This window comes from Buchnera aphidicola (Floraphis choui) (assembly GCA_039830045.1).
Classification (GTDB): domain Bacteria; phylum Pseudomonadota; class Gammaproteobacteria; order Enterobacterales; family Enterobacteriaceae; genus Buchnera_B; species Buchnera_B aphidicola_AX.
The window spans coordinates 293,019-311,696 of the sequence record CP140044.1; the positions used below are offsets into that span (position 1 = coordinate 293,019).

Annotated in this window: 14 protein-coding genes and 2 pseudogenes; 7 read left to right on the forward strand and 9 right to left on the reverse strand. The window is 24.9% G+C overall.

What is annotated here, in order from left to right:
- Positions 1-5: 5 nt before the first annotated feature.
- The 3 genes and pseudogenes from trpB to trpD form a co-directional block, all read right to left on the reverse strand.
- Positions 6-1,184, reverse strand: coding sequence for a tryptophan synthase subunit beta (gene trpB, locus UAT33_01305; GenBank protein ID XBC44082.1), 1,179 nt, complete (start codon positions 1,182-1,184; stop codon positions 6-8).
- A gap of 31 nt (positions 1,185-1,215) precedes the next feature.
- A complete protein-coding gene (gene trpCF, locus UAT33_01310) occupies positions 1,216-2,598 on the reverse strand; it encodes a bifunctional indole-3-glycerol-phosphate synthase TrpC/phosphoribosylanthranilate isomerase TrpF (protein ID XBC44105.1) in 1,383 nt (460 codons plus the stop codon).
- Positions 2,561-3,605, reverse strand: a pseudogene (gene trpD, locus UAT33_01315) (anthranilate phosphoribosyltransferase). The gene trpCF and the pseudogene trpD overlap by 38 nt, the downstream one beginning before the upstream one ends.
- Before the next feature lie 275 nt (positions 3,606-3,880).
- On the opposite strand from trpD, the gene UAT33_01320 reads away from it, so the two are divergent.
- Together UAT33_01320 and sohB are read left to right on the forward strand one after the other, a co-directional pair.
- Positions 3,881-4,768: a DMT family transporter gene (locus tag UAT33_01320; GenBank protein ID XBC44083.1), complete on the forward strand. Its 888-nt coding sequence runs from the start codon at positions 3,881-3,883 to the stop codon at positions 4,766-4,768.
- Positions 4,769-4,982: 214 nt separating this feature from the next.
- On the forward strand, positions 4,983-6,011 hold the full coding sequence (gene sohB, locus UAT33_01325; protein XBC44084.1) for a protease SohB: 1,029 nt from the start codon (positions 4,983-4,985) through the stop codon (positions 6,009-6,011).
- 324 nt (positions 6,012-6,335) lie between these two features.
- Here sohB and UAT33_01330 read toward each other — a convergent pair whose 3' ends face one another.
- Entirely contained in the window at positions 6,336-7,130 is a 795-nt protein-coding gene (locus tag UAT33_01330; GenBank protein ID XBC44085.1) for an inositol monophosphatase family protein, read from the reverse strand.
- A 257-nt stretch (positions 7,131-7,387) separates the two neighbouring features.
- On the opposite strand from UAT33_01330, the gene rlmN reads away from it, so the two are divergent.
- From rlmN to glyA, 4 genes are all read left to right on the forward strand, one after another.
- The gene (gene rlmN, locus UAT33_01335) at positions 7,388-8,473 is read left to right on the forward strand and encodes a 23S rRNA (adenine(2503)-C(2))-methyltransferase RlmN (protein ID XBC44086.1); all 1,086 of its coding nucleotides are present in this window, start codon (positions 7,388-7,390) and stop codon (positions 8,471-8,473) included.
- Positions 8,474-8,577: 104 nt separating this feature from the next.
- Positions 8,578-9,672 carry a flavodoxin-dependent (E)-4-hydroxy-3-methylbut-2-enyl-diphosphate synthase gene (gene ispG / locus UAT33_01340; protein XBC44087.1) on the forward strand — a complete coding sequence of 365 codons (1,095 nt, stop codon included), beginning with the start codon at positions 8,578-8,580 and terminating at the stop codon, positions 9,670-9,672.
- 121 nt (positions 9,673-9,793) lie between these two features.
- Positions 9,794-11,074, forward strand: a complete 1,281-nt coding sequence (hisS, locus tag UAT33_01345) for a histidine--tRNA ligase (GenBank protein XBC44088.1) — start codon at positions 9,794-9,796, stop codon at positions 11,072-11,074.
- A 77-nt stretch (positions 11,075-11,151) separates the two neighbouring features.
- A complete protein-coding gene (glyA, locus tag UAT33_01350) occupies positions 11,152-12,408 on the forward strand; it encodes a serine hydroxymethyltransferase (GenBank protein XBC44089.1) in 1,257 nt (418 codons plus the stop codon).
- An 84-nt stretch (positions 12,409-12,492) separates the two neighbouring features.
- Here the strand turns inward: glyA and bioD are convergent, their stop codons facing one another.
- From bioD to bioB, 4 genes and pseudogenes are all read right to left on the reverse strand, one after another.
- Positions 12,493-13,170: a dethiobiotin synthase gene (bioD, locus tag UAT33_01355; GenBank protein ID XBC44090.1), complete on the reverse strand. Its 678-nt coding sequence runs from the start codon at positions 13,168-13,170 to the stop codon at positions 12,493-12,495.
- Positions 13,167-13,913, reverse strand: coding sequence for a malonyl-ACP O-methyltransferase BioC (bioC, locus tag UAT33_01360; GenBank protein XBC44091.1), 747 nt, complete (start codon positions 13,911-13,913; stop codon positions 13,167-13,169). The genes bioD and bioC overlap by 4 nt, the downstream gene beginning before the upstream one ends.
- Positions 13,903-15,057 carry an 8-amino-7-oxononanoate synthase gene (locus UAT33_01365; protein XBC44092.1) on the reverse strand — a complete coding sequence of 385 codons (1,155 nt, stop codon included), beginning with the start codon at positions 15,055-15,057 and terminating at the stop codon, positions 13,903-13,905. The genes bioC and UAT33_01365 overlap by 11 nt, the downstream gene beginning before the upstream one ends.
- 113 nt (positions 15,058-15,170) lie before the next feature.
- A pseudogene (gene bioB / locus UAT33_01370) lies at positions 15,171-16,088 on the reverse strand (biotin synthase BioB).
- Between the two features lie 81 nt (positions 16,089-16,169).
- On the opposite strand from bioB, the gene bioA reads away from it, so the two are divergent.
- Entirely contained in the window at positions 16,170-17,462 is a 1,293-nt protein-coding gene (bioA, locus tag UAT33_01375; protein XBC43602.1) for an adenosylmethionine--8-amino-7-oxononanoate transaminase, read from the forward strand.
- A gap of 46 nt (positions 17,463-17,508) precedes the next feature.
- On the opposite strand, the gene pgl is transcribed toward bioA, so the two are convergent.
- The gene (gene pgl / locus UAT33_01380) at positions 17,509-18,504 is read right to left on the reverse strand and encodes a 6-phosphogluconolactonase (protein XBC43603.1); all 996 of its coding nucleotides are present in this window, start codon (positions 18,502-18,504) and stop codon (positions 17,509-17,511) included.
- Positions 18,505-18,678 lie beyond the last annotated feature (174 nt).

Consider the following 18,678-nt stretch of genomic DNA (forward strand, 5'->3'; position numbering starts at 1 on the left):
CACTCTTATATATTTAAAAAATGTTTAACAGTTTCAATATCTTTATCACCTCTTCCTGAAAGGTTTACAATTAATATTTGTTTTTTTTTAGGATTATCATTCATTAATTTAAGTGCATAAGCTAATGCGTGAGAAGATTCTAATGCTGGAATAATTCCTTCTAATTTACTTAAATTTTGAAATGCATGTACTGCTTCAGTATCAGTTATAGAAACGTATCTAGCACGTTTAATATGTTTTAACCAAGCATGTTCAGGTCCTACAGCTGGGAAATCTAATCCAGCAGAAATAGACCACGACTTTTTTATTTGTCCTTCACTTGTTTGCATAATTTTTGTTTTCATACCAAAAAAAATACCTGTTTCTCCATGCATTAAAGGAGCACCGTGTTTTTCGGTGTGAACACCTACTCCTCCTGGTTCTACTCCAATAAGATTAACAGAATCATCTGAAATAAATGAAGAAAATATACCGATAGCATTTGATCCTCCACCTATACATGCAATAATAGAATTAGGTAAACTATTTTCTTTTTCAAAAATTTGTTTTCTCGTTTCTTTTCCAATAATACTTTGAAATTCTTTAACTATAGTTGGATAAGGGTGCGGCCCAGCAGCCGTTCCAAGCATATAATGTGCGTTAATATAATTTTTAGACCAGTCACGTAAAGCTTCATTGCATGCATCTTTTAGAGTTCCATTTCCGGTGTTTACTGGAATTATTTTTGCTCCCATTAATTGCATACGAAATACGTTTTGTTGTTGTCTTTTGATATCTTTAACTCCCATATAAATACGGCATTTAAGATCTAATAAAGCACAGGATAATGCTGCTGCTACTCCATGCTGTCCAGCCCCAGTTTCTGCAATAATTTCTTTTTTTTTCATTCGTTTTGCTAATAAAGCTTGTCCTAAAACTTGGTTCGTTTTGTGCGCACCTCCATGGAGCAGATCTTCTCGTTTAAGATAAATTCGTGTATTTGTTCCTTTTGTTAAATTTTTACATAATGTAAGTGGTGTAGGGCGTCCTGCATAGTTTTTTAAAAGACTAGATAAATCTTCTTTAAATTGGGAACTTTTTAAAGAAGAAACAAAGGCTTTTTCTAGTTGATGTAATGCAGGCATTAAAATTTGTGGAACATACATCCCACCAAAATTACCAAAATATGAATTTAATAAAGTCATTTTAATAATGTATTCCTAATTTATAAACTTTTTAATGAGTTATTATTTTATGTTCTCTCAAAGAACGAAAAAGTAGATCTACTTTATTTTTACTTTTTATTCCAGGAGAAATTTCTACTCCAGAATTAAAATCAAAACCAAAACAACCTAAATTAGATGCTAAAATACAATTTTGAATGTTTAATCCACCAGCTAAAATAACGTTATTTAATTCATAATTTTTCAATAAAGACCAATCAAATGATTGACCACTACCTCCATATATGTTGTCAAATAAATATTTATCTATGTTTTTAAAAGATAATTTTTGATTTTTATTATTATTTGTTAAAGAAATAGCTTTCCATATTTTTATATTAGATGACAACTTTTGTTTTAAATTATTAATATAGTTTTGATCTTCATTTCCATGAAGTTGAATAGCATACAATGGAATTTTACTAGCTATATCAATGATGGTTGTAATGTTTTCATTACAAAATACTCCTACGTATTTCATAACGATTAAATTACTTATTTTAATTATTTGTTTTAAGTTGACGTATCGCGGAGATGATTTGCAAAAAATAAATCCTGAATACATTGCTCCAGAATTCTTTGATAATTTAATATCTTTTAGTCTGGTCAACCCGCATATTTTATTATTTCCTATTATTATTTTTCGGATAGCTGTATCTAAATTTTTTTTAATCATTATAGACGATCCAATTAAAAATCCTTGTACAAAAGATTTTAATTGTCTTACTTGATAATAATTTTTAATTCCAGATTCACTAATAGAAATTATATTTTTTGGTATATTAGGTGCTAATTTATGTGTGTTAGTTATTGATAAAGAAAAATTATGTAAATTTCGATTATTAATTCCAATAATTTTTGCGTTTAAATTAATAGCTCTATTTAGTTCTTTTTGATTACTTATTTCAGTTAGTATACCCATATTTAAAGATATTGCTAGATTTTTAAGAAAAAGATATTGGTGATCATCTAAAATCGATAACATTAAAAGTATAGCATCAGCTTGATAATATCTTGCTAAATAAACTTGATACGGATCAATAAAAAAATCTTTACATAAAATAGGTTGATGGATAGCAATTTTTCGAATTATAGGTATAAATTTAAAGTTACCATTAAAATATTTTTCATCAGTTAATACTGATATAGCTGAAGCATATTTCTTATATGTTTTAGCCACAAATTCTGGACTAAAATTATTTAGTATTCCTAATGAAGGTGATGCTTTTTTAAATTCTAATATGAAAGAAGGATGAATTTTTTTTAAAGATTGGTGAAAATTACGATCTGATAATGTAACGTTTTGTTGGAAAGTAGATAATGGTTGTAATTTTTTTCGATATTTAATCCAATCTAATTTATAATGTATTATATTTTTCAATATACTGTTCAAAATAATAGTCCTCTTTAAAATTTAGAAAGTGCAGTAATCATTTCATATACTTTTCCACTATAAATTATTTTTAAAGCATGTTTTGTATTTTTTTTTAGGTTTTCATTTCCAAATAATTTTAATAACATAGCTACATTAACTGCTATAGTTTCTGAAATTGAACTAGGTCCTTTTCCTTGAAACACGTTTTTTATAATTTCATAATTTTCTTTAGCTGTTCCTCCTAAAATAGAACTTTTATCATGATATTTGACTCCAAAATCGTCTGGAGATAATGTATATGAAGTAACTTTAGAATCATTTAACTCTATAACATTTGTTAAACTATGCAAGGTAACTTCATCTATATAATTGCTATGTACTATTATTGAACGATGACTATTTAGTTTTCTTAGTATATTTGCAACAAGAGTCATTATTTCAGAATTATATACTCCTATAATAGATAAAGGCGGTTGAGATGGGTTTAGTAAGGGACCTAATATATTAAATAATGTTTTTGTTTTTAAAGTTTTTCGAACTAATTCAACATATTTGAAACTCATATGATATTGAGGAGCAAATAAAAAGCAAATATTTAATCTATTTAACATTTCTTGAGATTTGATTTTTGATATATTTACATTAATATTAAATTCTCGTAAAAGATCATATGATCCAGTTTTACTAGATATACTTTTATTACAATGTTTAATTATTTTTAATCCGCATGTGGCTCCAACAAGTGCACTAGCAGTAGATATATTTATACTATTACTATGATCTCCTCCAGTTCCTACAATATCGGCAAACATATAGTTTTGTTTTGGAAATGAATCCATATATTTTAAACAAGCGCGAATAGCTCCTATTATTTCATTTTCAGATTCTCCTTTAATTTTTAGAGCTATTAGAATAGCAGATAATTGTATATCATTAATCTTTCCATTCATTATAAGTTGAAATATTCTATATGCTTCTATTTCAGTTAAATCTTGACTATTATAAATCTTATTTAATATAGTTTGCATTTCATATCTCGTAACAAGTAATAAATAAATTCGTATAATTTTAACTAAAATTTTTAGAGTCATTAATAATAAATAAAAACATTTATACATTATTAACTATATATTAAATATAATTATAATTAAATTAATCTTATTGATATTTAAAATAATTTTTTATATGTTGTTTGTTTATATTTTATAAATCATTTTGAGATTAAAAGTTTTAAATTGTAATAAATAGATTTTATACTATTAAAATATTAAAAATAATTACGTTAATATGTTTAGGAGTCATAATGACACAAAGAATTATGATAATACTACTATTCATAGTAGTATCTATAACTTGGGCAACTACTTTTATGGCTATAAAAATTGCTTCAAATACTATTCCTCCTTTATTTATCACTGGAATGCGATTTTTATTAGCATCTCTTTTACTAATATGTATTTGTTACTACACTAATACTCCTTTATATTTTCCTCCTGGAAAAAAAATATTTCAATTTACTATATGTGTTTTTTATTTTATTATACCTTTTTCATTAATGTTATATGGTGGTACTTATGTGAATTCAATTATTGCATCTATCATATTTGCCAATATGCCGATTATAGTATTGTTTTTTTCGTTTATTTTTTTTGACAAAAAATTACATTTTATTCAATATATAGGGCTAATATTAGCAATTATTATTTTATCAATAATTTTATTTAAAGAAATCAAGTTAGGTGATGAAAAAACAATAAAAGGAATAATTGCGCTTATATTAGCTATGATTAGTCATGCGATAATATATTTGTATTCTAAAGAAAAATATTCTAATATATCTATTTTAACTTTTAACGCTCTTCCTTCTTTTTTTTCCGGGTTGTTTTTACTGTGCATTTCTAACGTTATAGAACATCCTATATTTCATACGTTTTCTAGAATGTCTATTTTAGCAACGTTATATTTGAGTTATTTTTCAGGAGTGTTTGGTATTTTATCTTATTTTTATTTACAAAAAAAAGTAAGTTCTTTTCATGCTTCTATGATTTTTTTTATATTTCCATTAATTACTCTAGTTTTAGAAAGATTTTTTTTTGGGAATTTTATAGAAATAAATCAATTTCAATTAATAATTTTTTTAATGAGTAGTATATTGTTAACTCTAATTCCAGTGAATTATAAAAATCAATAAGTAATTCAGTTTATGATTTTATATAAAATATAATTATATTCTCAACAACTAATAATATTTTAAAATTGAACGAATTAATTATTACAAATAACAAGATTAGTTTTAATACTTTTAATATAAATAATAAATATAATAAATAGTATATGAATAATTAACTATTTTAAACGTATTTGTTAAATTATTTAAATTTACTTAATTTTAAAAGGAAGTGTTTGTGAATCTTATTTTAAATTATATATTGTTTCTTTCTAAAATTTTTACTATCTTTTTATTTATTTCATTAACTTTTTTTATAATTTTAAATATTACGCGAAAAAAAAATAAAGAAAAGTTTAAATTAGACGTTATATCGTTAAATGATCATTATAAATCACTAAAAAACCAGGTTATTTTTTCAAAATTATCAAAATATGAAAAAAAAATATGGAATAAAAAGTATAAAAAAATTGAAAAGGAACAATTAAAAAACAATGTAGCCTTAATTAAAAAAAATAATTATTGTCTTTTCAACAAGATACAACCTACATTGTATGTATTAGATTTTAAAGGAAGTATTAATGCAAAAGAAGTAGACTCGTTACGTGAGGAAATATCTGCAATTATTTTAGTTTTTCGAAAACATGACGAAGTGTTATTAAGATTAGAGAGTGGAGGTGGTACAATAAATGGATATGGTTTAGCAGCTGCTCAATTACAAAGATTAAAAGATAAAAATATATATTTAACTATTTCTATAGATAAACTTGCAGCTAGTGGTGGATATATGATGGCTTGTGTTGCTAATCATATTATTGGCTCTTCATTTTCTATCATTGGTTCTATTGGAGTAGTAGCTCAAATACCTAACTTTCATAAATTTCTGAAAAAACATGACATTGATGTAGAATTACATACAGCTGGAAATTACAAAAGAACGTTAACTATTTTTGGAAAAAACACATCTGAATCACGTGAAAAGTTTTGTTCTGAGCTTAATTTTACTCATACTTTATTTAAGGAGTTTGTTTATAATATGAGGCCATCATTAAATATTGAAGAAGTATCTAACGGAGAATATTGGTTTGGATCTATAGCTTTAAAAAAAGGATTGATAGATAGTATTAATACAAGTGATAATTTTATTTTATCTAAGATCAATAAATTTTCTATACTAAGAATTAAATATACCTCCGATCAAACAATGCTAAGTTCTTTTTTTTTAAAAGTAAAAAAATTTTTAAAAATGCAATTTTCAAACTTTTAAATATATAAATACTTATAAATAACAAAATTCTAAAATTATGTAATAAATTATTATTTTATATTTTAGAAATATAAATAAAATAATTAATATTTGTTAGAATTAATAAAATTATTAATTTTTGATATAGAATATGAATAATATCAAAATTAAAATTAACAAAACATTTTTCTAAGAAATTTATTTATTTGTGTTATAATCGTATAAAATTAAATTAATGCATTTTAAACATAAATGTAAAAAACTAAATTATTTTGAAATTTATATTTGAATTATTAAAATTAAAATTTTATAACATATTTATATCATTTAAAAAATTTTTGTAACTTAATTACAATTTAAGTATTCTCGTGTTTTTATTAAAATTATTCGCATTAACTTTGGATTTCCTACTAAAACAGATCCTAATGAAAAATAATTATTTCCTCCATTAAGATCACTTATCAACCCCCCAGCTTCTTTTGCTTGTAACGACCCAGCTGCCATCATAAAAGGTTGTATATTAAAGTTAAATAAAAAATCTAGTCTCCCAATAGCAACATAACTGTAATCAAGATTTATACAACCTGTAGATCTTAATTTAACGTGCTCTAATAAAAATAAATTAATAATTTTTATAATATTGTTATTTAAGTAATACTTGTTATATGAAAGAATTATTCCAATTAAGCTATCATTTAATGAATTAGTTTTACTGCATCTCATTCTATATCCATTTAATTGAGCTCCTTGTCCTTTAACAGATGTAAATAGTTCATTTCTCAGTGGATCGTATATTACGGATATTTCAGTAACTTTACGAATTATAATAGCAATAGAAACACAAAAATGCGGTAGATTTTTTTTAAAGTTATTAATTCCATCTAATGCATTAATTAACCATATTATTTTCGATATTTTAAATTCTATAATTTTACTTTTTTTTGTAATTATAATGTGTTCTGGATAAGATTGATGAATAATATTAATCATTGATTTTTCTGATATTTCAATCATTTTATCAATAAATTTTTGCTTTTCTATTTGTTTTTCATTATTGATTTTATGATTATCGTAATTTTGAACAAGTACATTTCCACCTTTTCTAGCTGCACGAATGGCAATATTAAGAATAGGATGCATAATTTTCTTTATTTTAAAATAAATATCAGTATTATATAATGAAATTATAGTTTTGTCTGTTTATATTAATAATTTGCATATATATTATTAGAAAATAGCTAATTTTATATAAATAAAACATATTTTAAAAATAAAGTTCTATTATTTATATACATTATAGGATTTGTTATTATTTATTATTATAAGTACTAAATTTTAATAATGTTAACAATTTTCTAATATATTGTTTAAAAAGTTATTGATTAGGGCTAATAAAAATGAAAAAAATTTTAAAAACGCCTATTGAATTTAAAATTAATTTATTGAATTTTACTATACAACAAATGCGTAACTTTTTTATATCTATAGGTGAAAAAGAATTTTGTGCGATACAGGTAATGCAATGGATATATAAATATTATTGTGATGATTTTAATAAAATGTCTAATATTAGCATTAGTTTAAAAAAAAAATTATCGCAATTGTGTTGTATTTCTCCTCCTGTCTTTTCAAATCAAATTATTTCCATTGATGGCACAATAAAATGGAACGTTTCTATTGGTAATAATTTTGTCGAAACAGTTTATATTCCTCAAAGAAAACGTATTACTTTATGCATTTCATCTCAAGCAGGTTGCGCTTTATCCTGTACATTTTGTTCTACTGGACAACAAAAATTTAATAGAAATTTAACTACATCAGAAATAATAGGACAAATTTGGTATATTAAAAAGTTAATATATGAAAAAAAATTAAAAAATTTACAACAAATTACCAATATAGTTATGATGGGTATGGGAGAACCTTTATTAAATTTAAATAATGTTGTGAATTCATTAAATATTATGATAGATAATATAGGTTTTAATTTTTCAAAAAATCGTGTGACTTTATCTACTGTAGGAATTGTTCCTGCTTTGAAAAAACTTAAAAATATGATTGATATATCTTTAGCTATTTCTTTACATGCACCTAATGACATAATTCGGAATAGACTGATGCCTATTAACAAAAAGTATAATATTCAACTTTTATTAACTTCGGTAAAAGAATATCTTAAAACTTCTTATGCAAATAAAGGAAAAGTAACTATAGAATATGTTATGTTATATAAAATAAACGATCAGCTATGTCATGCTAAAGAACTTGCTTATTTATTACGGTATATTCCTAGTAAAATTAATTTAATCCCATGGAACGTTATTCCAAATAGTAATTACATTCCTAGTAGTGATATTAACATAAAAAATTTTGCTAAATTTTTGATCAAAAAAGGATATGTCACTATAATTAGGAAAACAAGAGGTATTGATATTAACGCTGCATGCGGGCAGTTAACAGGAAATATTATTAATATAAATTAATTATAACATATTTATATGTTTTAAAAATAAATATTACTATATTTTTAGTATATTTAGAATGAATTTAAATGAAGTTATTTTAATAAATAATAGGTTTAAAAGAAATGATTAAAAAAAAGTATATTAAACGACGAAAATCAGATCGAATTTATATAGGAAAAATTCCAATAGGAAATGACGCTCCTATTTCTGTTCAAACTATGACAAACACTGAAACAACAGATATTGCTTCTACAGTAAAGCAAATTATACAACTAAAAAATATTGGAGCAGATATTATTAGAATTTCTGTTCCTACAATGGAAGCTGCTGATGCATTTAAAAAAATTAGAAAACAAGTAGATATTCCATTAATTGCAGACATACATTTTAATTATAAAATAGCAATAAAAGTATTGAATAGCGGAACTGATGGTTTAAGAATTAATCCTGGAAATATTGGAAATAAAAGTAAAATTAAACAAGTAATAGATTGTGCAAAATATAACGATATTCCAATTAGAATTGGTGTTAACTCTGGATCTTTAGAAAAAGATATATTAGAAAAATATAAATTTCCAACTCCAGAGGCATTATTAGAATCTGCTATGAGACATATTAATTATTTAGATAACTTTAATTTCAATAAGTTTAAAGTCAGTATAAAATCTTCTGATATATATACTGCTGTTAAGGCTTATAAATTATTATCTAAACAAATTAGTCAACCCTTACATATTGGTATAACTGAATCTGGCGGATTTCGTAGTGGAACAGTAAAATCTTCCATTGGAATTGGAATGCTTTTATTGGATGGTATTGGGGATACAATTCGAGTTTCTTTAGCAGAAACTCCAATAGAAGAGGTAAGAGTAGGATTTGACATTCTTAGATCATTGCATATTCGTCTAAAAGGCATTAATTTTATTGCTTGTCCTACTTGTTCTCGTCAAGAATTTAATGTTATTGAAACAGTAAAAATTCTTGAAAAACGATTAGAGGACATAACTGTCCCCATGAATATTTCTATTATCGGATGTGTAGTCAATGGTTTGGGTGAAGCTTTAACTTCTACAATAGGTATTACTGGTTGTAGAAAGAGCAGTATATTATACGAAGATGGTATTCGTCAATCAAATCGTATTAATAACGATAACATTATTGACGAATTAGAAAAGAAAATTCGGGATAAATCTAAAAAATTATTGCTTTTGACATAATCTCAAAAATTTTGAATAAAATTTAATACAAATAATATTAAATGACATGTAAGTAAAATGTAATTAAACTTATGTTTATAAGTTAATTTTGCAAGATTTTAATGTTTTATAAGGTAAATACGTGAATCAAATAATTCAATCTGTAAAAGGAATGCACGATTACATTCCTAAAGACATTCAAATTTGGCAGTATGTAGAAAGAATTTTAAAGCAAATATTAAATAGTTATGGCTATCAAGAAATTCGCTTTCCTATTATAGAAAAAACAGCGCTATTTAAGCATGGAGTTGGAAATATTACTGATATTGTTGAAAAAGAAATGTATTCTTTTAAGGATAAAAAAAATAATAATCTTACACTTCGTCCGGAAGGAACAGTAGGATGTATTCGAGCTTGCATTAACAATGGATTACTACGATTTCCAGAACAAAAATTATGGTATTTAGGACCTATGTTTCGTTATGAAAGACCACAATATGGAAGATATAGACAATTTCATCAGTTAGGAATTGAATCTTTAGGTTTATTAGGACCTGACATTGATTTAGAAATTATTTTATTAATTCAAAGAATTTGGAAAAATTTAAATATTTCTGAGTATGTTAATTTAGAATTAAATACTATTGGATCAATTAATGATCGAATGAATTATCAAAAATCGTTATATTCATATTTTAAAAAGTATGAATCGTTATTAGATAAAGATTGCAAGCGTCGATTATATACAAACCCATTTAGAATCTTAGATAGTAAGAATAATAGTATAAAAGAAATTATTCATGATGCTCCTATTTTAATGAATTATATTAATGATGATGCTTTAATACATTTCGAAAAATTGTGTAAATTTATTAATAATATGAACATTCCTTATATAATTAATTATAAATTAGTTCGAGGGTTAGATTATTATAATAAAACGGTTTTTGAATGGACTACAAATAAATTTTTATCAGAGTATACTATTTGTGCAGGAGGAAGATATGATTACTTATCAAAGTATCTAGGATATTCTAATGTTCCTGCTATCGGGTGTGCAATTGGAATGGAACGATTAATATTAGTACTGAGATCATTAAATAAATTGTCTAGTTTAACAAATAATATTGATATCTTTATTATTTTCTTAAAACAACATATAGAGTTGCATGCTATACAATTATCTGAAAAGATTCGTACAGAATTGCCATTGAAAAAGGTCCAAGTAAACTTTTCAAGTAGCAGTATCAAAAAGCAATTTAGTAAAGCGAATAAATTAGGAGTTCATGTAGTATTATTACTAGGTTCTATAGAAATACAAGATGATACAGTGTTAATAAAATATTTGAAGTTAAAAAAACAAAAAGTGTCTTTAATAAGAAATATAATTCAAGAATTGAAACTGTTTTTTAAAAATAAATAATTTATACGATACATTCGATATTATATAAAATTATTAAATAATAAATTTATTAATTACATTTAATAGGATATACATTTATGTTTAATATGTTTAAAAACATTAAACAATATGATTTAGATCTCTGGAATATTATAACACAAGAAAATAATCGTCAAGAGCATCATATTGAATTAATTGCTTCAGAGAATTATGCTAGTCCATGTGTAATGGAAGCACAAGGATCTAAATTAACTAATAAATACGCAGAAGGATATCCAAAAAAGAGATACTATGGAGGTTGTGAATATATAGATATGATAGAACAATTAGCAATTGAACGCGCAAAAACTTTATTTAATGCAGATTATGCTAATGTACAACCTCATTCTGGATCGCAAGCTAATTTTGCAGTATATAGCGCGTTATTAAATCCAGGTGATATTATATTAGGAATGAATCTTTCCCATGGCGGGCATTTAACACATGGATCTCCAGTAAATTTTTCAGGGAAATTATATAAATCTATTTCTTATGGACTAGATAACCATGGTGACATTAATTATTCTCAGATAGAAGAATTAGCTAAAATTCACAAACCTAAAATGATTATTGGAGGTTTTTCTTCTTATTCAGGAATATGTAATTGGAAATTATTAAGAGAAATTGCAGATACAGTAAATGCTTATTTATTTGTAGATATGGCTCACGTTGCTGGTTTAGTAGCAACTAATTTATATCCTAATCCACTTGAATACGCACATGTTGTTACTACGACTACACATAAAACATTATCCGGGCCTAGAGGAGGATTAATCTTAATAAAAGGACAAGACGTTAACTTATATAAAAAAATAAACTCGGCAGTATTTCCTTTTTGTCAAGGAGGTCCTTTAATGCATGTTATTGCAGCTAAAGCAATTGCATTCAAAGAAGCAATGGATCCTGCTTTTAAAGAATATCAAATACAAGTAATAAAAAATGCTGAACTTATGGTAAAAATATTTTTAAATAGAGAGTATACAGTAATTTCAGGAAAAACTTTTAATCATTTATTTTTATTAGATTTATCTAATAAAAATTTAACGGGAAAAGAAGCAGAAGTTGCATTGAATGCAGCTAATATTATTGTAAATAAAAATAGTATACCAAATGATTCCAAAAGCCCACTAATTACTTCAGGAATACGAATAGGTACTCCAGCTGTTACTCGTAGAGGCTTAAAAAAACCAGAAATATACAAATTATCTCATTGGATTAGCGATATATTGGATGACATCAAAAATATTAATAATATTTCAATAGTAAAAGAAAAAATATTAGATTTATGTAGATTATTTCCAGTTTATAAAAACTAATTAATATTATACCATCTTTGTTAGATGGTGTAATTAATACATTATAAAAATTTAAAATTATATACTCTATGCAATAGAATGCTTTTAATTAGTAAAATGAGGCAATTTAATTGTAATCTTTGAATTATATATATCTTCTAAGTGATAAAAATATTTTATGCAACCTAAAAATTCAGATTTCAAATATTTTTTTAAAATGTTAATATATTCAAAATTATATGTATTTTTAGGTAATATACAATTAGCAATCCAACCTGAAAATAATAAGCCTGAATCTAAAATAGCTTTTTGTGTTAAAATGGCATGATTAATACAACCTAGTTTTATACCTACTACTAAAATTACACATAGATTCTCTTGTATTACCCAATCTGCAAGAGTAATTTTTTCTGATAATGGGGTAAACCATCCTCCAATTCCTTCTACTATTATATAATTAGATTTTTTATGTAGGTTATGTAAGCCTAACGATAATGCATTAGTACAAATAGGAATATTATGTTTTTTACTTGAAATATGAGGACTAATTGGTTCAGGAAATAAGAATGGGTTCACTTCTTCATAAGTTAGTTTAATAGTACTAAAGCGTTTTAATAAAATTGCATCATTATTTTTATTATTTTTCCCATTATTTCCAGAAGAAATAGGCTTATATCCAGATGCTTGATATCCATAATTTTTTGCTAATATTAATAATAAAGTACTGCATACAGTTTTACCGACATTAGTATCAGTTCCAGTTATAAAAAAACAATTATTCATAAATATATTATTCCAAAAGCTATTTTATAACTTAATAAATATCCGTTTTTATTGGATGGCCAAAACTCTTTTAATTGTTTTATTTGCTTATATGTAGTTGTTTTTATTGTTTTTGCTTTATAAACGTAATTAGCACCTACTTTTTTAATAGACATCATTGCATCTAATACTTCTGAAAAAGATAATGTAATCCAAACATTATCTATAATATGGTTTTTTTTTCTACATGCATGTGAAATTTCTTGCATAGTTAAAAAGTCGTTTGCATGATAACATGAATCTATAGTTTTCCATGCTTGTTTTAGTTCAAATAATGATCCATCTGCTAAAGTAGAAAACATAACTATTCCTCCAGGTTTAGTTACTCTACATAATTCTGAAATACCTTTAGAAAATTTATCGCACCATTGTAATGATAAATTACTCCAACATAAATCAAAAACATGATTATTGATTGGTAGTGATTCAATATCGGCTTGTAAATAATAGTCAGCAGTTTCAAGTTGTTTGGCATATAAAATCATATTTCTAGATAAGTCTAATGCTGTTACTATATTTCCTAGTTTTTTCCATGTTTTACTAAACCATCCAGTACCGCAACCTGCATCAAGAACTGATATGTTAAATTGAGATTTAACTTTTGATAATAACATATTTCCAGAAACTTTTTGTATAATTGAATTATAGTCGTAATTTTTTGCAACTCGATTAAATGAATTTTCTATTTTTTTTTTATTTATCATATAATTTGTATAGGTTTTCAATAAGATAATCAATGTCGTTTTTTGTATGTGTAGAGTTGATAGTAATACGTAATCTTGCTTGATTAACTGGAACAGTAGGTGGACGTACAGCGTTTACCCATAATCCTGATAATTTCAATTTTGAAGATAACTGCATTGTTTTTTTATTGTCTCCTATAATTATTGGTTGAATAGCAGAAAATAAACCATTTAACTTAAATGATAAAGATTTTGACTGATTTAAAAAATATTGAATATTGTCATTAAGTTGCTCTCGAAGATCGTCCGCTTTTTTAATACATCTTAACGATTGTTGTATAGCATAAACTTGAGCTGTTGGCATAGCAGTGCTAAATATAAGATGTTTAGAAAATTGTATAATGTATTCTGCTATATCTTTATTACAAAGGACTGCTGCTCCACTAATTCCAAACGCTTTACTAAAAGTAATTGTAAGAATATCTGGTTTAATACCTTGTTTATTACAACTCCCTCTTCCTTCTAAACCCATAATTCCAATTCCATGGGCATCATCTACTAATAATAATCCTCCTACTTTTCTAGAAAAATTAAAAATTAAAAGTAAAGGAGAGAAATCTCCATCCATACTGAAAACTCCTTCTGTAACAATTAGTATTTCTCCTCCATTTGAACGATCATATTGGTTTTTCAAACTGGAAATTTCATTATGTACAAACCTATAAAGTTTTCCTTGGCTATTGTATGAAGATATTAGTAATGAAGCATGAGAGAATTTATCAGCAAAGATTCGATCCTTTTTTTTAATTAATGTCATAATGACTGCTTCGTTAGCTGTAAAACCAGAGATAAATAATATTGCTTTATGATACCCCATCCATTCAGCAAGTTCCTCTTCTAACGATTGATGCAAAGTACTATATCCAGTAATAAAACTAGACCCACTAGATCCAACTCCATATCGATCAGCTCCAACTTTCCATGCGCGTATTATTCTATAATCATTGCTTAGACCTAAATAATCATTACTAGAAAAATTTTTATATTTAAGATGATTTATTGCAATTAATTTGCTTTTATTTTTATTTATTGCTGTTCGAGTTCTAAATTGTAATTTTTTAGAACATGTATACATTTCATGGGATATTCTTTGTTTCCAAATCATGATATTCCTGCATTATAATATTTTTTGTTTTTTATTGCTTCTTGTTTGTCTTGAGCAGTATTTATATTTTTATAATCATTAAAATTTATATGATTACTTTTTGAATGTAATCCTAATTTTTTAAATAAATTTAAATCATTTTTTTCATCGGGATTAGAGGCAGTCAGTAGTTTGCATCCATAAAAAATAGAATTTGCTCCAGCCATAAAGCACATTGCTTGAGTTTGTTCATTCATATTTTCTCTACCAGCTGATAATCGTATATATGATTTAGGCATCATTATTCGTGCTATCGCAATAGTTCTTATAAAATCAAATGTATCTACATCTTCATTGTTTTCCATAGGTGTTCCTTTAACTTTAACTAACATATTTATAGGTATACTTTCTGGAACTATTGATAAATTTGATAGCTGCATTAATAGTTCTATTCTATCACTAATTTGTTCTCCTAATCCTATTATTCCACCCGAACATACTTTCATTCCAGAATTTTGAACGATTTTTAAAGTATTTAGTCGATCCTGATAGCTTCGAGTTGTTACTACGTTTTTATAAAATTTTTCTGAAGTATCTAAATTGTGATTATAAAAATCTAATCCGGCTTGTGCTAGTCTTTTAGCTTGATGTTTATTTAAAGTTCCTAAAGTCATACATGTTTCCATTCCCATTTTTTTTACTTCTTTAATAATCGTTTCTAAATATGGTATATCTTTATCTTTAGGATTTTTCCAAGCTGCTCCCATACAAAATCGTTCGGATCCTGATTCTTTAGCTTGTTTAGCAAATTTTAATATTTTTTCTATTCCTAACAATGTTTCTTTTTTTATATTTGTTTTATATCTAGAACTTTGAGGACAATATTTACAGTTTTCTGGACATAAACCTGTTTTAATTGATAACAAAGTACTTATTTGAATTTCATTTGGACTAAAATTTTTTCTGTGAATAGTTTGAGCTGAAAATAGAACATCGAAAAAAGGTGAGTCAAATAATAATTTGACTTCTTCAAAATTCCAGTATTTTTTCATTTTTAATTCCAAAAATTATTTATTTAGAAATATAACAGTTTATAATTGTAGTTCTTTTTATTCAATATTATGTATGATGCTATGAATAAACTTGATTTAACATTTGATCAACGTCACATTTGGCATCCTTATAGTTCGATAATCAATCCATTACCTTGTTATTTAATAAAATCAGCTAAAGGGATTTTTTTAACTTTAGAAAATGGTCAACAATTAATCGATGGTATGTCTTCATGGTGGGCAGCTATTCATGGATACAATCATCCTAGATTAAATAATGCTTTAAAATCTCAAATTAATCGAATGTCACACGTTATGTTTGGCGGTATAACACATTATCCAGCAATTTCATTATGTCGAAAACTTATAAAAATTACACCAAAAAACTTAAATTATATTTTCCTTTCAGATTCAGGTTCTGTTTCAATTGAAGTTGCAATAAAAATGGTATTACAATATTGGGAGTCATTAGGTACAAAAAAAATTGTGTTTTTAACTATAAAAAATGGATATCATGGTGATACATTTTCTGCTATTTCTGTATGTGATCCTGATAGCTCTTTTCATAACTTATATAGTGGTTTTTTCCCAACTAATTTGTTTTCTAATTCCCCTAAATGTTCATTTTACAGTAAATGGAATGAACAAGATATATGTTCGTTTAATAATTTAATAGAAAAATATAAAAATACAATTGCAGGTGTAATTTTAGAACCTATTGTACAAGGTGTTGGAGGAATGAAATTTTATCATCCAATGTTTTTAAAAAAAGTAAGATTACTATGTAATATATTTGATATACCATTGATTTTAGATGAAATTGCCACAGGATTTGGTAGAACCGGAAAGCTTTTTGCTTTTGAATATGCAAATATTGTTCCAGATATTCTTTGTATTGGAAAAGCTATGACAGGAGGTACTATTACGTTATCAGCAACACTAACTACAAAGAAAATCGCAAAAATTATTAGTAATAATAAGACATCAAAATGTTTTATGCATGGTCCTACATTTATGGCAAACCCATTAGCATGTGCAGTAGCTAACGAAAATATAGCAATATTGCAAGAAAATAAATGGAAAACACAAGTAAAAAATATTGAAAAATGTTTTCGATTAAATTTATTACCTTTATTAAATCATCCTAAAGTAAAAGATGTACGTATTTTAGGAGCTATTGGGGTTGTAGAATGTATATTTGTTATAAATGTTGCTAATATACAAAGATTTTTTGTAAAAAATGGTGTTTGGATTAGACCATTTAATAAAATAATTTATCTTGTTCCTCCTTATATTATTGATGAAAAATCTTTAAAAAAACTTATATATGTCATTTCTATTGCATTAGATTATAAACATTTTTTTATACAATAAAATCATATTCTATTTTTAAAAGCATGATGTAATGTTGTTATATTTATTATATTTGGAAAATAGATATCCATACTGGTCTATTTCCGGTTGGATATCTGTTTTTAAATGTTAATAAACCTGTAATATTATTAAGACTATATATACTTATACTATTTGAAATTTCTCCAGCTACAATTAAATTTTGTCCTTTTTTATCAATATTAAATGCTCTTGGTTGCAATTCTGTTTTAATAAATCTAATTACTTTTATATTATTAATATTTTGGTCATTTTTTAAAACAACAATATTATTACAACTTCTATTAGAAGCATATAAATATTTTTCACATGGAGAAATATGGAGATCTGAAGACCATGAAGGTTGATCAAATTTATGCGGTGTAATATCAATATTCTTTAAAAATATTATTTTATTGCATAATTGGTTAATATTCCATATGTTTAGAGTTCCGTTTAATTCATTAATATTGAACAAACGATCAACACTTTTTTGAAAAATCATATGTCTAGGTCCAGAATTATTTTGTATTGATATAAATTTTTTATTACTTTCTAGAAGAACTCCTTCTTTAGTAAAATTATATAAATAGATTTTATCTGATTTAAGAGATGATACGAATAAAGTTTGATTATTATAATGCATCAATGATGCATGACATCCTTTTATTCCATGTATAGTTTGTATTGAAGGTTGAGCAATTCCTAATGAATTTATTGGAAAAACATTAATACAATTGAAATGATAAGAACTGGAAAATAAATATTTTTCGGTTTTATCTATTTCCAAGTGATTGATACTACAGGACATGATAGAATATCCAATTTCTGTTAAAGTACCATTTGTTTCAATTTGATATGAATGAATACGAAATTTAGGACGTACTCCTACATATAATATTTTTTGTTTACTTGCAATAAGAATAGGTTGAGGTTCACCATCAATTTTTAAAATTTGAATTAAATTTAAAGATGAATTTGAATTTAATTCCCAAACTTCAATCTGTTGACTATTTGCACTAGAAACATAGACTATTTGTTTCATATGTGATATTTATCCTTGATTTAAATAATAAAAACATGAATTTTTAAAAAATTAATTTAAATATTTAAATATTTAAATTAAAAGATAAAGTAACGTTATAACATCAATCTATAGAAAATTTTAATATTAAATTAACAATTTTATTTAATAATATTTAAAATATTATGATATTAT